This window comes from Enterobacter sp. 302C9 (assembly GCF_034106085.1).
GTDB lineage: Bacteria > Pseudomonadota > Gammaproteobacteria > Enterobacterales > Enterobacteriaceae > Enterobacter > Enterobacter asburiae_B.
Genome location: NZ_JAWNBW010000001.1, coordinates 451,636 through 470,698, shown reverse-complemented (window position 1 = coordinate 470,698; position 19,063 = coordinate 451,636). Strand labels below are relative to the sequence as shown.

The following is a 19,063-nucleotide window of genomic DNA, read 5'->3' as shown; positions in this document are numbered from 1 at the left end:
ACAAAAAAGATACAATTTTGTTATATTGCGTTAGCGATCACGCTTATAAAACTTATGACATGAAGTGACCCTGCAGCCGGTAGCGATTCCCCGGGAAAAGCAGCCGGGCATGCGACACAATGTGCGACGAGGACCAGGTTCGACGGCGGATCAGCAGGCACGGATCGTGCTCTTTAATGCGTAGCCTTTCGCACTCCTGCGGCGTGGCGCGCACGGCCTCCACAATGTGCTCCCCTTCCGTCAGCGGTGCGACGAGCGAGAGATAGGCGTGCGGCGTGGTCTGGGTGTAATCCTGGTTCAGATAGTCCGGTATCCGCTCAGCGTTCACGCAGCGATCTTCAATCTGCACCGGAATGTCGTTTTCGAAATGCACCATCACGGAGTGGAAAATGCGGCTTCCCTCCTTGACGTTAAGCTCTGTGGCCTGCTCGGCGCTGGCCTGGGTCTCTTCGAGCACCAGCACCTCGCAGCGGTGCTGATGATTACGCGCGGCTATCTCGTCCGCAATGCTGCGGATTTCAAACAGGGCCGACTGTCCTTTCGGTTCCGCCACAAACGTCCCCACGCCCTGCAGGCGCACCAGAAGCCCTTCGTCGGTCAGCTCGCGCAGCGCCCGGTTGACGGTCATCCGGCTAAAACCAAACTGCGCTACCAGCTCGGCCTCCGAAGGAATGCGATCGTGCGGGCGCCAGACGCCGGTAGCGATTTTTTCACTAATTGCCTGCTTCACCTTTTCGTAGAAAGGCGCGGGAGGGCTCGACTGCGGCAGAGGTGAGCGTGAAAACATCGTGACTCCTTGAATAGTGTTATGCCCACCAGTGAGCAATTTGCCAGGCCAGGCGGGCGGCGAGCTTAGCGCCCTGTCCGTCCCGATCGTACTGCGGGTTAAACTCTACCAGATCGGCGGCCTGTAGCTTACCGCTACGGCAGATTTGTTCGATAACCGGGAGAAGATCCAGCGCCGGTATGCCTAACGCAGCCGGTGCGGACACGGCAGGCATTTCGCTGGCGGAGAGGACGTCCAGATCGATCGTCAGATAGATACGATCGGCCTGCGCCAGCACCCTTTCCAGGGCGGATAGCGCATCGCGCCTGAAATGGAGATCTTCCACCAGCGTGACGTTCAGGCGTTCGGCCTCGTCCCACAGCGCCAGCGTGTTCGCCGCCCGGCTCACGCCAAGGCAGGCGTAGTGAAATTCCCGCCCGCGCTCATCGCAGTAGCGCGCCAGCTGGCGAAACGGGGTGCCGGATGTGGCCCGGTCGGCCTTGCGCAGATCGAGATGGGCATCAAGGTTGATAATGACAACCCGCTCGTTCGGGAAGGCCTCCAGCACGCCGCGACCGTGCGCCCACGCGGTTTCGTGCCCGCCGCCAAACACCAGCGTGCGCATCCCGGACTGCTGACAGGCCGTGACGGCATCGCTTAACGCCTGCTGTGCCGCTTCCAGCTCGTGGCCTTCAACGTACACCGAGCCCATATCCGCCAGCCGGTCATGTCCCTCATGGCTTGCCATATTTGCCAGCGCTTTTCGCAGCATATCCGGTGCCTGCACGGCGCCGGGCCTGCCCTGATTGCGTTTTACCCCTTCATCACATTCAAAGCCTATCAGCGCGATGCCGGATGAAAGCGGCGTGAACTGGCCCTGCTGCTTTATCGTCTGGAAAATGCGCTTTGCACTGCTGGCCTCGGCGCTGTCATCGCGCCCCTGCCAGACGGTTTCGGCTACGGGCCGCCATAACCTCATACTGCCTCCCCACGGAAAATACGTTGATACAGCGGATTGCGTCCCGGCTCGTAGACCATCTCAACCGGATGATGTGCATCCCAGACGATAAAATCGGCGACAAACCCTGCCCTGAGCTGTCCGTGGGTTGCGCCACGGCCCAGCGCCTGCGCGGCATGGCGCGTGACGCCAGCCCAGGCTTCTTCCGGGGTCAGGCCAAACTGGACGCAGGCCATGTTCATCGCCAGGTGCAGGCTGGCAAACGGGCTGGTGCCGGGGTTATAGTCGGTGGCGACGGCCATCGGCACGCCCTGTTTTCTGAGCTGTTCAACCGGCGGACGCTGGCGCTCCTGCAGAAAATAGAACGCACCCGGCAACAGGACGGCAACCGTGCCGCTTTCCGCCATCGCCTGAACGCCTGCGTCATCGAGATACTCAATATGATCGGCGGAAAGGCCCTTATACTGGCTGACCAGCGCCGCGCCGCCCTGATTCGACAGCTGCTCGACATGCCCTTTCACCGGGATACCCAGCTCGGCGGCGGCCTTGAAGAGTCGCTCGGTTTGCGACGGGGTAAAGCCGACGTTTTCACAAAACACGTCGACTGCTTCATATAACTCTTTTTGCCACAGCGTGGGCAGTATCTGCTCGCAGACCAGCGTGAGGTACGCATCGGGATCCTGCCGGTATTCCGGCGGAACCGCATGGGCCGCCAGCAGCGTTGGGCTGATATCGATCGGATTATTGAGGCCCAGCTGGCGGGCAACCTGCAGCATCTTCTCTTCGGCCTCGGCGTTGAGCCCGTATCCCGATTTGATTTCAACGGTCGTCACGCCTTCATTCATGAGACGCTGGAGCCGCTGCTGCGCCAGTTTCAGCAAGGTTTCGGCTGAGCTGCTGCGCGTCGCCGTCACGGTAGCGTTAATCCCGCCCCCCTGGGCGCTGATGGTTTGATAAGAGACGCCGTTCAGGCGCTGCTCCCACTCCGCCGCGCGGTCGCCGCCAAATACCAGGTGGGTATGGCAGTCAATCAGGCCAGGCGTGACCAGACGCCCCTGAAGATCGACACAGTGTCGGTGTCCGGAAGGAATGTCAGATTCAGGGATCGCGGCCAGAATAGTGTGGCCGCGCACGACCAGAGCGTGTTGCTCTTTCAGTCCATAAGGCGCAGGTACGTCCGGCGCCATCGTAGCCAGTCGCGCATTTCGCCATATTACATCGTCGGGATGAATCTGCTGCATGGGGCATTCCACTTGTCTTAGGTTGTATAGACATTTATTTGCATCCACCGTCTGCTGTCAACCACCTTAACGGAAAATGTTATTTATTTGTGATCACCTACCTGCCGCTCCGGGGCTAAAAATGCAACTTTTACCCTTTTTATCTTCCCGTTTCGCTCAACTTAGTATAAAAAAGCAGGCTATTTCGTCTATCCCGTTTAAGACTTGCATACCCAGGAGCTCTACCTTGAACATTTCCAGGATTTCCCGTCTGGCGTTAGCACTCGCCTTTGGCGTGACCTTATCCGCATGCAGTTCAACACCACCGGATCAGCGTCCTTCTGAGCAGGTTGCGCCCGGTACCGCCTCCCGCCCGATTTTGTCCGCTGATGAAGCGAAGAACTTCGATCGTGCGCACTACTTCTCAGCGATGGATCCTAACGCTGCGCCGTGGACGCCGTCTTCTATCAACCTGCCTAAACAACCTGACTTCGTGGTTGGCCCGGCGGGTGCGCAGGGCGTAACGCATACCTCTATTCAGGCTGCGGTTGATGCTGCCATCACTAAACACAGCGCGTCTCGCCAGTACATCGCGATCCTGCCGGGTGAATATGAAGGCACCGTGTATGTTCCGGCTGCCCCTGGCAGCATTACGCTTTACGGTCTGGGCGAAAAAGCGATCGACGTAAAAATTGGCCTGGCGATTGATTCCGAAATCGACAGCAACGCCTGGCGTCACCTGGTGAATCCGGCCGGTAAATATATGCCGGGCAAACCGGCGTGGTATATGTTTGATAACTGCCAGAGCAAGCGTTCCGCCACCATTGGCGTGATGTGCTCGGCGGTATTCTGGTCTCAGAATAACGGTCTGCAGCTGCAGAACCTGACCATTCAGAATACCCTGGGCGACAGCGTTGATGCCGGCAGCCACCAGGCCGTTGCGCTGCGTAGCGATGGCGATAAGGTGCAGATTAACAACGTCAACATTCTGGGCCGTCAGAACACCTTCTTCGTGACCAACAGCGGCGTGCAGAACACCCTGCAGAATAACCGCCTGACCCGTACTCTGGTGACCAACAGCTACGTTGAAGGTGACGTGGATCTGGTGTCCGGTCGCGGCGCGGTGGTGTTTGATAATACCGATTTCCGCGTGGTGAACTCACGCACTCAGCAGGAAGGTTACGTGTTTGCTCCGGCAACCCAGTCTAACCTCTTCTACGGCTTCCTGGCCGTGAACAGCCGCTTTAACGCTGCCGGTGACGGCGTGGCGCAGCTGGGACGCTCCCTGGACGTGGACTCAGCGACCAACGGTCAGGTCGTGATCCGCGACAGCGTGATCAATGAAGGCTTCAACATGGCGAAGCCGTGGGCTGATGCCGCGATCTCCAAACGTCCGTTCTCCGGCAACACCGGCGCGGTGGATGATAAAGGGAACGTGCAGCGCAATCTGAACGACGCTAACTTCAACCGCATGTGGGAATACAACAACCGCGGTCTGGGTAGCAAAGTGGTTGCTGAGCCGAAGCAGTAAGCTGTTTTGCCCGGTGGCGCTGCGTTTACCGGGCATAAAAAAACCTCGCATTCGCGAGGTTTTTTGTTTTTAGCCTCTTAGTGAGCGTTTACCACCACCCACATTGGCCCCTGGCCTACGGCATAACGCCCTTTCTCTTCCAGCAGCCCCTGCTCGCCTTTAATTTCATACAGCGCGATGTGGTGGGATTTCTGCCCCGCCGCAATCAGGAATTTACCGCTGTGATCGATATTAAAGCCGCGCGGCTGGGTTTCCGTTGGCTGGAACCCTTCAATCGCCAGCACGCTGCCGTCTTCAGAGACGCTAAAGACGGTAATCAGGCTGGAGGTACGGTCACAGGCGTACAGATGGCGACCATTTGGCGTAATGTGGATATCCGCCGCCCAGCGGGTATCGGAGAAATCAGACGGCATCATGTCCAGCGTCTGCACGCACTCAATCTGACCGTTTGGATCTTTCAGCTCCCATACGTCCACAGAGCTGTTCAGCTCATTGACCACGTAGGCGTACTGCTGGTTCGGATGGAAGACCATATGGCGCGGGCCGGCACCTTCAACGGTAGTCACTTCGGCAGGATTCTGCGCCACCAGATGACCGTCGTCGCTCAGGGTGAACAGGCAGATACGATCCTGCTTCAGCGCAGGCACCCACAGCGTGCGGTTATCCGGAGAGATATTCGCCGAGTGGCAGCCTTCCAGCCCTTCCACCACATCCACGGTTTCGACCGGAATACCATCTTCCAGACGCGTTACGCTGACGCAGCCCGCGTTATAAGAGCCGCTGAAGACAAAGTTGCCTTTACGATCGGTCGAGATATGGGTTGGGCTGCCCGGCAACGGGGCTTCGGCAGTGTACGTCAGCGCGCCATCGTCCGGAGAAATGCGATAGGCCAGCACGCGGAACTCCGGGCGCACACCCACGTACAAGAAACGTTTATCCGGGCTGATGACCATCGGTTGCACCTGGCCTGGCACATCAACAACCTGAACCAGCGTGAGTGTCCCTTCGGTATTTAAACGCCAGACGTGGATCTGCTGGCTTTCAGGACTGGCGGTATAAACGGTTTGTTTCATGAATATTCACTCCTCACTGCGCATGAAAGTAGTTAACTTTTGACGGTGAATGCTGAATTGTCGACAGGAGTTTTGAAGCGTTCGCCTCTCGGTGTACCATCCCATCAAAACGTAAATTCAATATTAACCCGGGAAAACAGATGACCTCGCGTGTGATTGCTCTGGATTTAGACGGTACCTTACTGACGCCGCAAAAAACCCTCCTCCCCTCCTCCCTTGAGGCGCTAAAACGCGCGCAGGAAGTGGGATATCAACTCCTTATCGTAACGGGTCGACATCACGTTGCCATTCACCCTTTTTATCAGGCACTGGCGTTAGATACACCTGCAATTTGTTGTAATGGCACTTATTTGTATGATTATCAGGCAAAAAAGGTTTTAGAATCCGACCCGCTACCGGTTCCCCAGGCGCTGCAGCTGATCGATCTGCTGGATGAGCATGCCGTTCACGGCCTGATGTACGTGGATAACGCGATGGTGTACGAGCGCCCTACAGGCCACGTGGTGCGCACCAGCAACTGGGCGTTGTCCCTGCCTGAAGCGCAGCGTCCAGTCTTTACCCAGGTTTCCTCCCTGCGTCAGGCAGCCCATGACGTTGAGGCTATCTGGAAATTCGCCCTGACCGATGAAGACACCACCAAACTGAATACCTTCGCAAAACACGTGGAACAAACGCTGGGTCTGGAGTGCGAATGGTCCTGGCATGACCAGGTGGATATTGCCCGCAAAGGCAACAGCAAAGGCAAGCGCCTTTCGCAGTATGTGGAATCACAGGGCGGGTCGATGCGTGACGTGATCGCCTTTGGCGACAACTACAACGACATCAGCATGCTGGAAGCCGCCGGTACCGGCGTGGCGATGGGCAATGCCGACGACGCGGTAAAAGCCCGCGCCAACGTGGTGATTGGCGACAACACCACCGACAGCATCGCGCAGTACATTTATACCCACCTGCTGTAATCAGGCGGTAATCGAGACGCTCTTAATTTGCGCGTAAAGCCACAGGCCGGGTTTGATCCCTAACTCATCCCTCGCCCACGGGCTGATGCGCGCCCAGAGCGTCCTGCTGCCGACTTCAAGCTTCACTTCCACCTGCCCGTTATCATCAAAACACTCCGCGACTTTGGCGCGCAGAATATTTCGAATACTGGTTTGCAGCGGCGGCTGCAGCACCAGCGAGACGTCCGACGCCTGGATGCGAATTCGCAGCGCGGACTGTAGCGGTTTGTCGATCTTATTGACCCACAGATGCTGGTCGCCCAGCGCCAGGGCGGTCATCGCGTAGTGCGGGTGATGTTCCAGAACGCTCACTTTCAGGATGCTGCTCTGCTGTTCCCTGGGTAACCAGGGGTGCATTACGCTGCTGCCCCACACCTCTTCCAGGTTGCCGAAGGCCTTCACGCTGCCCTCTTCCAGCACCAGCACCTTGTCGGCCAGATGGAGGATCTCATCCAGCGAATGGCTAACGTAGAGCATCGGAATATTAATTTCGCGCGTCAGTCGCTGTAGATAAGGCAGAAGTTCGCGTTTACGCGGAATATCGAGCGAGGCCAGCGGCTCGTCGAGCAGCAGCAGCTCCGGGGCGGTCAGCAACGCGCGGCCAATGGCCACACGCTGTTTTTCTCCGCCGGAGAGCGAGGATGGCAGCCTGTCGAGCAGAGGCTCAATGCCTAAAAGCGTCACCAGCTTGTCAAACTGCCCGGCCATGCTTTTCGCCATGCCGTAACGCAGGTTGCCGCGCACGCTGTAGTGCGGGAACAGGCGCGCGTCCTGGAAAACATAGCCGATGCGGCGCTTATCCGGCGAGAGGTAAATTTTGTTCTCCACGTCATTCAGGACGCGGTCATTCAGGACAATACGGCCTGACTGCGGGCGGGTCAGGCCGCTGATGGCATTAATCAGCGACGTTTTTCCCGCTCCCGACACGCCAAAGATAGCGGTGATTCCGCTTGCCGGCAGCGTCTCGTTAAGCGTCAGGGTATGGTTTCCCAGCGTCTGGGTGAAATGGAGTTCCAGCATGCTTATTTCCCCATCCGCTCGCGGCTGAGCCGCGCCAGCCATTCAGACACCATCAGCGATACCAGCGCCAGCACAATAGAAATAATACACAGCCGCGCCGCCGCGCCTTCACCGCCCGGCGTTTGAATCAGGGTATACATTGCCGACGGGATGGTTCGCGTCTCGCCGGGGATGTTCGACACAAAGGTGATCGTCGCGCCAAACTCGCCCAGCGAGCGGGCGAAGGCCAGCACCGTCCCGACAATAATGCCCGGCAGCGTGAGCGGAAGCGTGATGGTGAAAAAGACGCGCCAGCGCCCTGCGCCCAGCGTGCGGGCCGCCTGTTCGAGCTTCATGTCCACGCCTTCCAGCGCGAGGCGGATCGCCCTCACCATCAGCGGGAATGACATCACCGCCGCCGCCAGTACCGCACCGCGCCAGCTAAACGCAAACGTCAGCCCAAACCAGTCGTAGAGCTTCTCTCCGATAAAACCGCGTCGCCCCATCGAAATCAGCAGCAGGTAACCGACCACCACGGGCGGCAAAACGAGCGGAAGATGCAGCACGCTGTCGAGCAGCGTTTTGCCGGGAAACTGACAGCGAACCAGTAGCCAGGCAAAGAAGATCCCAAAGGGCAAGCTCAGCGCAACCGCCAGGGAAGAGACTTTTAGGCTCAGCAGAACAGCCTGCCATTCAGGATCGGTCAATATCATCAGTGAGTCGTAAATCCATAACGTTTAAAGATTGCGGACGCCTCCGGCCCTTTCAGGTAATCGCGGAAGGCCGTCACGGCCGCATTTTTATGTCCATCAACAATCGCAACAGGATATTCCACTTTCTTGTGGGAGTCTTCCGGGAACGTTGCGACCACTTTTACACCTTTACTGGCAACGGCATCAGAGCCATACACAATGCCCAGCGGGGCTTCGTTGCGTTCTACCAGCGCCAGCGCGCCGCGCACGTCTTCCGCCGGGGCCAGCTTCGGTGACAATGTCTCCCATGCACCCAGCTTTTGCAGCGCTTCTTTGGCATAAATCCCCGCCGGAACGTGCTCCGGGTCGCCTACGGCCAGACGGCCACCGTTCAGCAGGCTCGTCCAGTGGGTCTCTTTGTTGATGGTGAAGTCCGCCTGCGCGCTGGCTTTTGGCGCCACGACAACCAGGCTATTCCCCAGCAGCGTTTCGCGGGTTGTCGCATCAATCGATTTCTTCTCCGCCGCGTAATCCATCCACTTCTGGTCAGCCGAGATGAACAGATCCGCCGGTGCGCCCGCTTCTATCTGGCGCGCCAGCGTCGAGGAAGAGGCAAAAGAGGAGACCACCTCGACGTTTTTCTCTTTTTTATACGCCGCCGCGATGTCCTGCAGCGCGTTGGTCAGCGACGCCGCGGCAAAGACGGTGATTTTACCCTCGTCCGCCAGCGCGTGTCCGGTAAGTGAAAGCGTCAGCGTTGCCCCTGCGAAAAGGCGTATCCATGAACGTGCCATCTGTAACTCCTGTGAGTAGCGTTATATACATCTTAATATAACGATTACGTCAGGGAGATCCCAGCGTTTAATCGTAACGCTGAAGGGGTAAACCGGTGTGATGCGTTAAATAATATCGGCGTAGACGGGAAAATCTTGAGAGCAAAACGCCCGGACTGGCCGGGCGTTTTGTGGGGAATCAATGCTGCTTTTTAGCCTGGTCTTTGTGACCAATGTTCGAAAAGACGTTGAACACTTCACCCAGGCCGTAGATGGCACCGAGGATGATGGCCATCACTACTGGTACCATGATCACGGCGAATACCAGACTTTTCAACAACTCTAACATGGTTTTCTCCAGATATTGTGAACGGCTCATTCTACCCTTTCAAGTGAGAAAAACATCCCCTTTTGTGCGGTACCCTTTGCGCCCTGCACCATTTAGGCCACAATACTCTTTTTGCCAGGACACTGTTATGCAGGCCGAAATTCTTCTCACTCTACGACTTCAGCAAAAGCTTTTCGCCGATCCGCGACGTATCGCCCTGCTTAAACAAATAGAACAAACGGGCTCAATTAGCCAGGGGGCGAAAAACGCGGGCATCAGCTACAAAAGTGCCTGGGACGCCATCAACGAAATGAACACCCTGAGCGAACACCCGCTGGTGGACAGAGCCACAGGCGGCAAAGGCGGCGGCGGTGCGATCGTGACGCGCTATGGCCAGCGCCTTATTCAGCTTTACGATCTGCTGGCCCAGATCCAGCAAAAGGCGTTCGATGTGTTGAGCGACGACGATAACGTTCCGCTGGACAGCTTGCTGGCCGCCATTTCCCGCTTCTCGTTACAAACCAGCGCCCGCAACCAGTGGTTTGGAACGGTGACGGCGCGCGACAATCTGCAGGTACAGCAGCATATTGAGATCCTGCTTGCCGATGGCACCACCCGTCTGAAAGCCGCAATAACGGCGCAGAGCGCAGAGCGCCTTGAGCTCGATGAAGGTAAAGAGGTGCTGGTGCTGCTGAAAGCGCCGTGGGTCAATATCACGCGCGATCCCGACGCCGCAAAGGCGGCCGATAACCAGCTCCATGGCGCTATTAGCCATATCGAACGCGGCCAGGCGCAGTGCGAAGTGCTGATGACCCTCGCAGACGGGCAACCGCTTTGCGCGACGATACCGCTTAGCGAAGCGGACGGTTTAGAAGAAGGTACTGTCGTTACCGCCTGGTTCAACGCAGATCGGGTGATTATCGCCACATTGTGCTGAGCGCATTGACAATCGCGCCGACAGTGCGTATCCCTGATATCTGTTGCTGCAAAAACAGGGATAAACCATGTTATCATTGCATATTTCGCAAGGCACGTTTCGTCTTAGCGATACCCGAACGCTGACGATTGCTGATTTGACGATACGCGCGGGTGAAAGCTGGGCGTTTGTCGGCACTAACGGCAGCGGTAAATCCGCGCTGGCCCGCGCGCTGGCCGGCGAGCTCCCCCTCCTCAAGGGCGAATGCCAGGGCGACTTTACGCGCCTGACGCGCCTGTCATTTGAACAACTGCAAAAGCTGGTAAGCGACGAGTGGCAGCGCAATAACACTGATTTACTCAGCCCTGGCGAAGAAGATACCGGCCGTACGACGGCGGAAATTATTCAGGATGAGGTGAAAGATCCCGCCCGCTGTCAGCGCCTGGCAGAACGGTTCGGCATCACCGCCCTGCTCAACCGGCGCTTTAAATACCTTTCAACCGGCGAGACGCGAAAAACGCTGCTTTGCCAGGCGCTGATGAGCGAGCCCGAGCTGCTTATCCTCGACGAACCCTTTGACGGCCTTGACGTGCAGTCCCGTGCGCAGCTGGCGGCCCTGCTGGAGTCGCTTAATCAGCAGGGCTATACCCTGGTTTTGGTGCTTAACCGCTTCGATGAAATTCCGGACTTTATTCAGCACGCGGGCGTACTGGCCGACTGTAACCTGACCGAGACCGGTGAAAAAACCGCGCTGCTTAAGCAGGCGCTCATCGCCCAGCTCGCGCACAGTGAACAACTCGACGGAATTACGCTTCCGGAACCTGACGCCCCTTCGGCCCGCCATGCGCTCGATCCCCACCAGCCGCGCATCGTGCTGCGGGATGGGATGGTCTCTTATGACGATCGCCCGATCCTTAACCGTCTTAGCTGGACGGTCAATCCCGGCGAGCACTGGCAGATCGTCGGACCTAACGGCGCGGGAAAATCCACGCTGCTGAGCCTTATCACCGGCGATCACCCGCAGGGCTATAGCAACGATCTGACGCTGTTTGGTCGGCGTCGCGGCAGCGGCGAAACCATCTGGGATATTAAAAAACATATCGGCTACGTCAGCAGCAGCCTGCATCTGGATTACCGGGTCAGTACCACGGTACGCAACGCGATCCTTTCCGGGTATTTTGATTCCATCGGTATTTATCAGGCGGTGTCTGACAAACAGCACAAGCTCGCCCAGCAGTGGCTGGATATCCTGGGCATGGACAACCGGGTCGCTGACGCGCCGTTTCATAGTCTGTCGTGGGGGCAGCAGCGTCTGGCCCTGATCGTTCGCGCGCTGGTGAAACACCCTACGCTTCTGATCCTCGACGAACCGCTGCAGGGACTCGATCCGCTGAATCGCCAGCTTATCCGCCGCTTTGTGGACATGCTGATTAGCGAAGGTGAAACGCAGCTGCTGTTCGTTTCACATCATGCCGAAGATGCCCCCGCCTGCATCACGCATCGTCTGGAGTTTGTGCCGGACGGTGAGGGTTATCGCTACCTTCTCAGCAACGTCGATTAACCGTGGAGGGCTCTGCCCTCCTCTTTTTCAGATAACTTGCATCAATACATGGCTATCTCTTTGATCTAGAATGCACTCAGTCATTGAAAAAGCGAGTGTGAAAACGAGTGTAAACGATTCCACTATTTTATCCCATGTCACACTTTTCGCGTCTCTGTTATGCTATGGTTATTACATACCATAAGCCCAATGGAGCGAAATATGCGAGTTCTGGTAACAGGTGGTAGCGGTTACATAGGTAGTCATACCTGCGTGCAACTGCTGCAAAACGGTCACGACGTCATCATCCTCGACAACCTGTGCAACAGTAAGCGCAGCGTGCTGCCGGTGATTGAACGCCTTGGCGGTAAACAACCGACTTTCGTGGAAGGCGACATCCGCAACGAAGCGCTGATGACCGAGATCCTTCACGACCACGCCATCGAAGCGGTGATCCACTTCGCGGGTCTGAAAGCGGTCGGTGAATCCGTTGCGAAGCCGCTCGAGTATTACGACAACAACGTCAACGGTACTCTGCGTCTAATCTCCGCCATGCGCGCGGCGAACGTCAAAAACTTCATCTTTAGCTCCTCCGCCACCGTCTACGGCGATCAGCCCAAAATCCCTTACGTTGAAAGCTTCCCGACCGGTACGCCGCAAAGCCCGTACGGCAAAAGCAAGCTGATGGTGGAGCAGATCCTGACCGACCTGCAAAAAGCACAGCCGGAGTGGAGCATCGCCTTACTGCGCTACTTCAACCCGGTCGGCGCGCATCCGTCAGGCGATATGGGGGAAGATCCGCAGGGCATCCCGAACAACCTGATGCCGTATATCGCCCAGGTTGCCGTGGGTCGCCGCGACTCGCTGGCGATTTTTGGCAATGACTATCCGACCGAAGACGGTACCGGCGTGCGCGACTACATCCACGTGATGGATCTGGCCGACGGTCACGTTGCGGCCATGCAGCAGCTGGCCAACAAACCGGGCGTGCATATTTACAACCTCGGCGCCGGGGTCGGCAGCAGCGTGCTGGACGTGGTTAACGCCTTCAGCAAAGCCTGCGGCAAGCCGGTGAACTATCACTTCGCTCCGCGTCGTGATGGCGACCTGCCTGCTTACTGGGCCGATGCCACCAAAGCCGACAAAGAGCTTAAATGGCGTGTGACGCGCACGCTTGATGAAATGGCACAGGATACCTGGCACTGGCAGTCACGCCACCCGCAAGGCTATCCGGACTAAGGATCCGTCATGACGCAATTTAATCCCGTCGATCATCCGCATCGTCGTTTTAACCCGTTAAGCGGGCAATGGATTTTGGTTTCTCCGCATCGCGCCAAGCGCCCCTGGCAGGGCGCGCAGGAGACGCCTGCAAAACAGACGCTGCCACAGCACGACCCGGACTGCTTCCTCTGTCCGGGCAACACGCGCGTCACCGGGGATAAAAACCCGGACTACAAAGGCACCTTCGTGTTCACCAACGATTTTGCCGCGCTGATGACCGACACGCCGGACGCGCCGCAAAGCCACGATCCGCTGATGCGCTGCGAAAGCGCGCGCGGAACCAGCCGCGTGATCTGCTTCTCGCCGGATCACAGCAAAACGCTGCCGGAGCTGAGCGTGGACGCGCTGAAAGAGGTCGTCAGCACCTGGCAGGCGCAAACCGCAGAGCTGGGGCAGAGCTATCCGTGGGTGCAGGTGTTCGAAAACAAAGGCGCGGCCATGGGCTGCTCTAACCCGCACCCGCACGGCCAGATCTGGGCGAACAGCTTCCTGCCTAACGAAGCCGAGCGTGAAGACCGTCTGCAGAAAGCGTATTTCGCGGAAAACGGTTCGCCGATGCTGGTGGACTACACCCAGCGCGAGCTGGCCGACGGCAGCCGCACCGTGGTGGAAACCGAACACTGGCTGGCCGTCGTCCCCTACTGGGCCGCCTGGCCGTTTGAAACGCTGCTGCTGCCGAAAGCGCACGTGCAGCGCATCACCGATCTTAGCGACGCGCAGCGCGACGACCTTGCCCTGGCGCTGAAAAAGCTCACGAGCCGTTACGACAACCTCTTCCAGTGCTCTTTCCCGTACTCCATGGGCTGGCACGGCGCCCCGTTTAACGACGAAGAGAATCAACACTGGCAGCTGCACGCCCATTTCTATCCGCCGCTGCTGCGCTCTGCGACGGTGCGTAAATTCATGGTGGGCTATGAAATGCTGGCGGAAACCCAGCGTGACCTGACGGCGGAACAGGCGGCAGAACGTCTGCGTGCCGTTAGCGACGTCCACTATCGCGAATCAGGAGTCTAAAAAAATGAGTCTGAAAGATAAAACACAATCCCTGTTTGCTGAGAAATTTGGCTACCCTGCCACCCACGTTATCCAGGCGCCAGGCCGCGTTAACCTGATCGGTGAACACACCGACTATAACGACGGTTTCGTGCTGCCGTGCGCTATCGATTACCAGACCGTCATCAGCTGCGCGAAGCGCGACGACCGTAAAGTTCGCGTGATTGCGGCGGATTACGGTAATGAGACGGACGAGTTTTCCCTCGATGCCCCGATTGTGACGCACGACAGCCGGCAGTGGTCTAACTACGTGCGCGGCGTGGTGAAACACCTTCAGAAGCGCAACAAGAACTTTGGCGGCGCCGATTTAGTTATCAGCGGCAACGTGCCGCAGGGTGCGGGCTTAAGCTCCTCTGCGTCCCTGGAAGTCGCCGTGGGCACCGTGTTCCAGCAGCTTTATCATCTGCCGCTGGATGGCGCGCAAATCGCCCTGAACGGTCAGGAAGCAGAAAACCAGTTCGTGGGCTGCAACTGCGGCATTATGGACCAGCTGATCTCCGCGCTGGGCAAAAAAGAGCATGCCCTGTTAATTGATTGCCGCTCGCTGGGTACCAAAGCCGTTCCCCTGCCGAAAGGCGCGGCTGTGGTGATCGTCAACAGCAACTTTAAGCGCACGCTGGTGGGCAGCGAATACAACACCCGCCGCCAGCAGTGCGAAACCGGCGCCCGCTTCTTCCAGCAGCCTGCCCTGCGCGACGTGACGCTCAATGAATTTAACAAAGTGGCGCACGAGCTGGATCCGATTGTCGCCAAACGCGTTCGTCACGTGCTGACGGAAAATGCCCGTACCGTTGAAGCCGCGTCCGCGCTGGCGAAAGGTGACCTGAAACGCATGGGTGAGCTGATGGCGGAATCTCACGCCTCCATGCGCGATGATTTTGAAATCACCGTTCCGCAGATCGACACCCTGGTGGACATCGTTAAAGCCACCATTGGCGACAAAGGCGGCGTGCGCATGACGGGCGGCGGTTTTGGCGGCTGCATCGTTGCGCTGGTGCCAGAAGAGCTGGTCCCTGCCGTACAGGATGCCGTGGCGAAGCAGTACGAAGCAAAAACGGGTATCAAAGAAACCTTCTATGTTTGTAAAGCATCACAAGGAGCCGGACAGTGCTAAACGAAACACCTACCCTTGCACCGGATGGTCTGCCGTATCGCCTGTTAACCCTGCGCAATAGCGCGGGGATGGTCGTTACGGTGATGGACTGGGGGGCAACCCTTCTTTCTGCCCGCGTACCGATGCCGGACGGCAGCGTGCGCGAGACCCTGCTCGGCTGCGCCTCGCCTGAGCAGTACGTCAATCAGTCCGCCTATCTGGGCGCGTCCGTCGGGCGCTATGCTAACCGCATCGCGAAGAGCCGTTTTGAACTCGACGGCGTGCAGTACACCCTGCTTCCAAGCCAGGGTGAGAACCAGCTGCACGGCGGACCGGACGGGTTTGATAAACGCCGCTGGAAGATTGTTCGTCAAAACGATGGCGAAGTGCTGTTCTCGCTGGATTCGCCTGATGGCGACCAGGGCTTCCCGGGGAACCTTGTCGCGTCCGCGCGCTTTACGCTGACCGACGACAACCGTATCGCCATCGAATACCGTGCGACGGTCGATAAGCCGTGTCCGGTCAACCTGACCAATCACGCGTATTTCAACCTGGACGGTAGCCAGTGCGACGTGCGTAACCACAAGCTGCAGATCCTGGCGGATGCGTATCTCCCGGTTGACGAGATGGGCATTCCGTATCAGGGCCTCAAAGACGTGAGCGGCACCAGCTTTGACTTCCGCAGCGCGAAGTCCATCGCCCAGGATTTCATGAGCGATGACGATCAGCGTAAGGTAAAAGGCTACGACCACGCTTTCCTGCTGCAGGCCAAAGGCGATGTGAAACAGCCTGCCGCGCAGGTCTGGTCTGCGGATGAGAAACTGCAGATGACGGTTTATACCACTGCCCCTGCCCTGCAGTTTTACTCAGGCAACTACCTCGGCGGCACGACGGCGCGCGAACATGATGAGTACAGCGACTGGCAAGGCCTGGCGCTGGAGAGCGAGTTCCTGCCGGACAGCCCGAACCATCCGGAATGGCCGCAGCCGGACTGCGTGCTGCGCCCGGGTAAAGAGTACGTGAGCGTGACGGAATATCATTTTATTCCACATTAATATCCAGCCCTCCCTCCGGAGGGCTTTTTTCTGCACGCCTTGCTGAAAATAGCGCCGATCGCAGACAAAATCATAACCCTGGATTCACAAGCATCTTACACTCAGAGACTATTTTCGCTATGGTTAGGGTTAAGCGTTGCTGGTGGCACGGCCACGGCAATATAATGAGAATTGTTATCATTCTAAAAATGCTTGAGGAGTAAGAGATGGCTATAACTAAGCTGGTCCTGGTGCGTCACGGCGAAAGCCAGTGGAACAACGAAAACCGCTTTACCGGTTGGTACGACGTTGATCTGTCTGAGAAAGGCGTAAGCGAAGCAAAAGCAGCGGGTAAACTGCTGAAGGAAGAAGGCTTCAGCTTTGATTTTGCTTACACCTCTGTGCTGAAACGTGCCATCCACACTCTGTGGAACGTGCTGGACGAACTGGATCAGGCCTGGCTGCCGGTTGAGAAGTCCTGGAAACTGAACGAACGCCACTACGGTGCGCTGCAGGGCCTGAACAAAGCGGAAACCGCTGAGAAATATGGCGACGAGCAGGTTAAACAGTGGCGTCGCGGCTTTGCAATCACCCCACCAGAGCTGACTAAAGATGACGAGCGCTACCCGGGCCACGACCCACGTTACGCGAAACTGACTGACGCTGAGCTGCCAACCACCGAAAGCCTGGCGCTGACCATCGACCGCGTTGTGCCTTACTGGAACGAAACCATTCTGCCACGCCTGAAAAGTGGCGAGCGCGTGATCATCGCTGCTCACGGTAACTCCCTGCGTGCGCTGGTGAAATACCTGGACAACATGGGTGAAGACGAAATCCTCGAACTGAACATCCCAACTGGCGTACCGCTGGTGTATGAGTTCGACGAAAACTTCAAGCCAATCAAACACTACTATCTGGGTAACGCAGAAGAGATCGCGGCGAAAGCAGCGGCTGTCGCGAACCAGGGTAAAGCGAAGTAACTTTCGCAAGGCATAAAAAAAGCGCGGAGCCTTCCGCGCTTTTTTATTTGTGCCTGAGAATTCAGCCGCGGCGCGCTTTTACCGCATTCGCCAGCTGACGCAGGATGGTATCGGTATCGTCCCAGCCAATGCAGGCATCGGTGACGCTTTTGCCATACACCAGCGGCTCGCTGCCTTCCAGGTTCTGGTTACCTTCAACCAGATGACTTTCGATCATTACCCCAATCACCGCCTTCTCACCGCCGGCAACCTGCTGGCAGACGTCTGCACCCACTTCCATCTGCTTTTTAAACTGCTTGCTGGAGTTAGCATGGCTGAAATCGATCATCACCTGCGGTGGCAGCCCGGCTTTTTCCAGCCCGACCTTCACTTCCGCCACGTGTTTCGCGCTGTAGTTCGGCTCTTTGCCGCCGCGCAGAATGATATGGCAGTCACCGTTACCGCTGGTGTTAACGATGGCGGAATGGCCCCATTTGGTCACGGACAGGAAGCAGTGCGGCGCACCCGCTGCGTTGATGGCGTCGATAGCCACCTTAATGGTGCCGTCAGTGCCGTTTTTGAAACCCACCGGGCAAGAAAGACCGGACGCCAGCTCACGGTGAACCTGAGATTCGGTTGTGCGGGCACCAATTGCGCCCCAGCTCATCAGGTCTGCCAGATATTGTGGCGTAATCATGTCGAGGAATTCACCGGCCGCAGGCAGGCCGCTGTCGTTGATCTCCAGCAGCAGCTTGCGCGCAATGCGCAGGCCGTCGTTGATCTGGAAGCTGTTATCCATATGCGGATCGTTAATCAGCCCTTTCCAGCCCACGGTGGTGCGCGGTTTTTCAAAATAAACGCGCATCACGATTTCCAGCTCGTCCTTCAGCTCTTCACGGAGGGTGAGCAGACGGGCTGCGTACTCTTTCGCAGCTGCAGGATCGTGAATAGAGCACGGACCAATCACCACCAGAAGACGATCGTCATTACCTTTCAGGATCTTATGGATCGCTTTACGAGCATGAGAAACCGTGTTTGCGGCATTTTCAGTGGCGGGGAATTTCTCAAGGAGCGCTACAGGAGGTAATAACTCGTTGATCTCTTTAATGCGTAAATCGTCGTTCTGATAATTCATTTTCTTTCCAGCTCTGCCATATCTTTAGTAATGAAAGCAATCCTTTCAATCTATCTTGTCGACCAGGAAGTGTAAACACGGTTTTACACTTCACGCAGATAATTCCTGGAATTCGCCTAAAAATCGCCACAAAATAGCGAAAAACGAGATCTAACCTAAGCTTTTTAACTGTAACAACCAATTTTACACGCTTAAACGCGATTCCCTACTGACGTAAGTCCGTAAGGCGGAATCTTTCGCCTCAGAAAAAGATGCACTGTTGGAGAATGTTATCCAGCGTAACGACAAGAACAGGAGCACCATGATGAAAATGACAAAACTGGCAACCCTCTTCCTGACCGCCACACTTACTCTGGCAAGCGGCAGCGTCCTGGCCGCGGAAACGGGCACATCAGACAGCAACGGTGATGCGAATGCCGCTGCGGCAGCAGGCCAGCCCGCACCTGATGCGAAACAGAATATCGCCCCGAATAATGTCGACAACAGCCAGATTAATACCGGCAACACTAACACCGGAGGCACCATGCTGCATCCCAACGGCAGCGGTTCCGGCACCATGAATCATGACAATATGAGCTCGGACGAGGTTCATAAGAACTCAATGTGCAAGGACGGCAAATGCCCTGACCCTAATGACAAAGTAGGGAACGATGCGAATACCAAAACCGATGGCACCACCCAGTAACGGGGGTGTTCGGTAATAAAAAGGAGAGC

The 19,063-nt window shown here is 57.1% G+C and carries 19 protein-coding genes; 10 read left to right on the top strand and 9 right to left on the bottom strand.

Annotated features, from left to right (window positions below):
* Positions 1 to 52: 52 nt before the first annotated feature.
* From UR289_RS02290 to hutI, 3 genes are read right to left on the bottom strand one after another with little or no spacing between them, the layout of a single operon-like run.
* A complete protein-coding gene (locus UR289_RS02290; protein ID WP_023310841.1) occupies positions 53 to 787 on the bottom strand; it encodes a histidine utilization repressor in 735 nt (244 codons plus the stop codon).
* Positions 788 to 806: 19 nt separating this feature from the next.
* Positions 807 to 1,745 carry a formimidoylglutamase gene (gene hutG, locus UR289_RS02285; RefSeq protein ID WP_320709094.1) on the bottom strand — a complete coding sequence of 313 codons (939 nt, stop codon included), beginning with the start codon at positions 1,743 to 1,745 and terminating at the stop codon, positions 807 to 809.
* Positions 1,742 to 2,965, bottom strand: a complete 1,224-nt coding sequence (hutI, locus tag UR289_RS02280; protein WP_047061391.1) for an imidazolonepropionase — start codon at positions 2,963 to 2,965, stop codon at positions 1,742 to 1,744. Before hutI ends, hutG begins: the two co-directional genes overlap by 4 nt.
* Positions 2,966 to 3,191: 226 nt before the next feature.
* Between hutI and UR289_RS02275 the strand changes: the two genes are divergently transcribed.
* Positions 3,192 to 4,475: a putative acyl-CoA thioester hydrolase gene (locus tag UR289_RS02275; RefSeq protein ID WP_048976073.1), complete on the top strand. Its 1,284-nt coding sequence runs from the start codon at positions 3,192 to 3,194 to the stop codon at positions 4,473 to 4,475.
* Positions 4,476 to 4,552: 77 nt separating this feature from the next.
* Here the strand turns inward: UR289_RS02275 and pgl are convergent, their stop codons facing one another.
* Positions 4,553 to 5,548 carry a 6-phosphogluconolactonase gene (gene pgl, locus UR289_RS02270; protein WP_064672112.1) on the bottom strand — a complete coding sequence of 332 codons (996 nt, stop codon included), beginning with the start codon at positions 5,546 to 5,548 and terminating at the stop codon, positions 4,553 to 4,555.
* A gap of 140 nt (positions 5,549 to 5,688) precedes the next feature.
* Between pgl and UR289_RS02265 the strand changes: the two genes are divergently transcribed.
* The gene (locus tag UR289_RS02265) at positions 5,689 to 6,507 is read left to right on the top strand and encodes a pyridoxal phosphatase (protein ID WP_320709093.1); all 819 of its coding nucleotides are present in this window, start codon (positions 5,689 to 5,691) and stop codon (positions 6,505 to 6,507) included.
* On the opposite strand, the gene modC is transcribed toward UR289_RS02265, so the two are convergent.
* From modC to UR289_RS02245, 4 genes are all read right to left on the bottom strand, one after another.
* Complete coding sequence (modC, locus tag UR289_RS02260; protein ID WP_029742082.1) at positions 6,508 to 7,566, bottom strand: molybdenum ABC transporter ATP-binding protein ModC; 1,059 nt, start codon at positions 7,564 to 7,566, stop codon at positions 6,508 to 6,510.
* A gap of 2 nt (positions 7,567 to 7,568) precedes the next feature.
* Complete coding sequence (gene modB / locus UR289_RS02255) at positions 7,569 to 8,258, bottom strand: molybdate ABC transporter permease subunit (protein WP_033144966.1); 690 nt, start codon at positions 8,256 to 8,258, stop codon at positions 7,569 to 7,571.
* Positions 8,258 to 9,031, bottom strand: a complete 774-nt coding sequence (gene modA, locus UR289_RS02250; RefSeq protein WP_069303833.1) for a molybdate ABC transporter substrate-binding protein — start codon at positions 9,029 to 9,031, stop codon at positions 8,258 to 8,260. The genes modB and modA overlap by 1 nt, the downstream gene beginning before the upstream one ends.
* A gap of 178 nt (positions 9,032 to 9,209) precedes the next feature.
* Entirely contained in the window at positions 9,210 to 9,359 is a 150-nt protein-coding gene (locus tag UR289_RS02245; RefSeq protein ID WP_023310811.1) for an AcrZ family multidrug efflux pump-associated protein, read from the bottom strand.
* Between the two features lie 127 nt (positions 9,360 to 9,486).
* Between UR289_RS02245 and modE the strand changes: the two genes are divergently transcribed.
* The 7 genes from modE (at position 9,487) to gpmA (ending at position 17,235) form a co-directional block, all read left to right on the top strand.
* Positions 9,487 to 10,275, top strand: a complete 789-nt coding sequence (modE, locus tag UR289_RS02240) for a molybdenum-dependent transcriptional regulator (protein WP_320709092.1) — start codon at positions 9,487 to 9,489, stop codon at positions 10,273 to 10,275.
* 67 nt (positions 10,276 to 10,342) lie between these two features.
* Positions 10,343 to 11,815, top strand: coding sequence for a molybdate ABC transporter ATP-binding protein ModF (gene modF, locus UR289_RS02235; RefSeq protein ID WP_320709091.1), 1,473 nt, complete (start codon positions 10,343 to 10,345; stop codon positions 11,813 to 11,815).
* 201 nt (positions 11,816 to 12,016) lie between these two features.
* Positions 12,017 to 13,033, top strand: coding sequence for a UDP-glucose 4-epimerase GalE (gene galE, locus UR289_RS02230; protein WP_320709090.1), 1,017 nt, complete (start codon positions 12,017 to 12,019; stop codon positions 13,031 to 13,033).
* Positions 13,034 to 13,042: 9 nt separating this feature from the next.
* A complete protein-coding gene (galT, locus tag UR289_RS02225; RefSeq protein WP_033144962.1) occupies positions 13,043 to 14,089 on the top strand; it encodes a galactose-1-phosphate uridylyltransferase in 1,047 nt (348 codons plus the stop codon).
* A 4-nt stretch (positions 14,090 to 14,093) separates the two neighbouring features.
* Positions 14,094 to 15,242 (top strand): galactokinase, encoded by a 1,149-nt coding sequence (gene galK / locus UR289_RS02220; protein ID WP_213787556.1) that lies wholly within the window; start codon positions 14,094 to 14,096, stop codon positions 15,240 to 15,242.
* Positions 15,236 to 16,276, top strand: a complete 1,041-nt coding sequence (gene galM, locus UR289_RS02215; RefSeq protein ID WP_217072554.1) for a galactose-1-epimerase — start codon at positions 15,236 to 15,238, stop codon at positions 16,274 to 16,276. The genes galK and galM overlap by 7 nt, the downstream gene beginning before the upstream one ends.
* A 206-nt stretch (positions 16,277 to 16,482) precedes the next feature.
* Positions 16,483 to 17,235, top strand: a complete 753-nt coding sequence (gpmA, locus tag UR289_RS02210) for a 2,3-diphosphoglycerate-dependent phosphoglycerate mutase (RefSeq protein WP_023310804.1) — start codon at positions 16,483 to 16,485, stop codon at positions 17,233 to 17,235.
* Positions 17,236 to 17,296: 61 nt separating this feature from the next.
* On the opposite strand, the gene aroG is transcribed toward gpmA, so the two are convergent.
* Positions 17,297 to 18,349: a 3-deoxy-7-phosphoheptulonate synthase AroG gene (gene aroG / locus UR289_RS02205; protein ID WP_058841707.1), complete on the bottom strand. Its 1,053-nt coding sequence runs from the start codon at positions 18,347 to 18,349 to the stop codon at positions 17,297 to 17,299.
* 304 nt (positions 18,350 to 18,653) lie between these two features.
* Between aroG and UR289_RS02200 the strand changes: the two genes are divergently transcribed.
* Positions 18,654 to 19,034 carry a protein YbgS gene (locus UR289_RS02200; RefSeq protein ID WP_032661161.1) on the top strand — a complete coding sequence of 127 codons (381 nt, stop codon included), beginning with the start codon at positions 18,654 to 18,656 and terminating at the stop codon, positions 19,032 to 19,034.
* Positions 19,035 to 19,063 lie beyond the last annotated feature (29 nt).